Source organism: Allobosea sp. 117 (genome assembly GCF_000702305.1).
Classification (GTDB): domain Bacteria; phylum Pseudomonadota; class Alphaproteobacteria; order Rhizobiales; family Xanthobacteraceae; genus Ancylobacter.
This window is the reverse complement of record NZ_JNLC01000009.1, coordinates 1-1375: the sequence shown is the minus strand read 5'-3', so window position 1 is coordinate 1375 and position 1375 is coordinate 1. Positions and strand designations below refer to the sequence as shown.

The 1375-nt window shown below is 67.2% G+C and carries 2 protein-coding genes; both read right to left on the bottom strand.

The window, feature by feature from the left end; all coding sequences use genetic code 11:
• The coding region (locus U742_RS22370; protein WP_156034108.1) for a carbohydrate ABC transporter permease at positions 1–1048 on the bottom strand (1048 nt) is incomplete at its 3' end.
• 113 nt (positions 1049–1161) lie between these two features.
• Positions 1162–1375: hypothetical protein (locus tag U742_RS23345; protein WP_038360346.1), on the bottom strand; the 214-nt coding region annotated here is incomplete at its 5' end.

Sequence of the window (1375 nt, the reverse complement as noted above, 5' to 3'; positions counted from 1 at the left end):
CTTCGTAATACTCCGGGGAGATGCTCTGTAGGCCCCCCAGGAGCACCACCATCATGAACGGGATGCCCAGCCACACGTTGGTCATCACCACCGAGACGAAAGCCCAGGTGGGGTCCTGGCGCCATGGGACCGGGCCAACGGCCTGGGAGAGCCCGGCAAAGAGATCATCGATCAGGGGGACGGAGGCGGTGCGGTCGGCGAGGTCGGCGAAGAGCTGCTGCATGTTGCGGAGGAGGATGTTGAAGAAGCCGTAGCGGAAGTCGAACTCGTTCCGCCATGCCATCGCCGTGATCGTGGAGGGGACGGCCCAGGGCAGGATCAGGATGGTGCGGTAGAGCCCCCGCAGCCGCATCGGCCGGTTCAGGAGCAGGGCCAGGATCAGCCCCCCGGTCACGTGGAGGGTGACGTTGATGACCGTCCAGAGAACCGTGCGGCCGAAGACCTCGAAAAAGGTCGCGTCCTTGGCCACCGGTCCGGTGAAGACCTTGATGAAGTTCTCGATGCCGTAGCGCAGCCCGAACTCGGGGTTCTGGGCGGTATACATGGCCATGTTCGAAAAGGCCAGGCGGGCCTCGTAGAGGAAGGGGATCACGATCAGGAAACTGATCCCCAGGAGAGCCGGAAGGATCAGCAGATAGGCCAAGCCCAGGCGGGAAGGCCGGGGCTCCCCCCCGACGTAGATGGCCCCTCCGAGGAGCAGCAGGGCCAGGGCAGGCAGGAGCCATCCCCATGGCATCCCCACCCGGGCCGACCAGGCCGCCCACAACCGCTCCGGCGCGCTCAGCCACGATGTCAGCCCCCATGCCGCCGCCAGATCGGCGATGAGGCCGACACGATCCAGGAAGCGCAGGAAAAGCAGCAGCAACAGCCCGGCCAGGCCGACTTGGACCGCACGGGTGAAGAGGGCGGCCGGCCGCGAGCGGGGCCTCCGGAACACGAGCAAATACACGTGGAGCTCCAGGAGGGCCAGGCCAGCGAGGACGGCCAACAGAAAGCCCAGGACCTGAGCCAGCGAGCGCGCCATGATCTCCGGCGTCAGCGCCCCCATCCCTTCCCCCCTTATACCATTGCCCCCGCTATTCTAGCGGAGGCGACCCGCAGCCTCGATCCCACCGGAAAGGGAGGGGGCCTGCCCGGCAGGCCCCCTCCCCCGCTCGACGCTTACTTCTTCTTCCCGAGCTCCGCCACGCACTGATCAGCCGCCTGCTGCATGGCCTTCGCCGCGTCCGCCGGCTTGAGCTGGCCGGCCATCACCCCCTCCAGATTGGGCCGCATGGCGTCCCAGGCGCAACGCATCTCCGGAGCGGCGGGCATCGGCCTGCCCAGCAGCAGCTGCTCGAAGGACCCCTTCAGGACTGGATCGCCTTGGATCGCG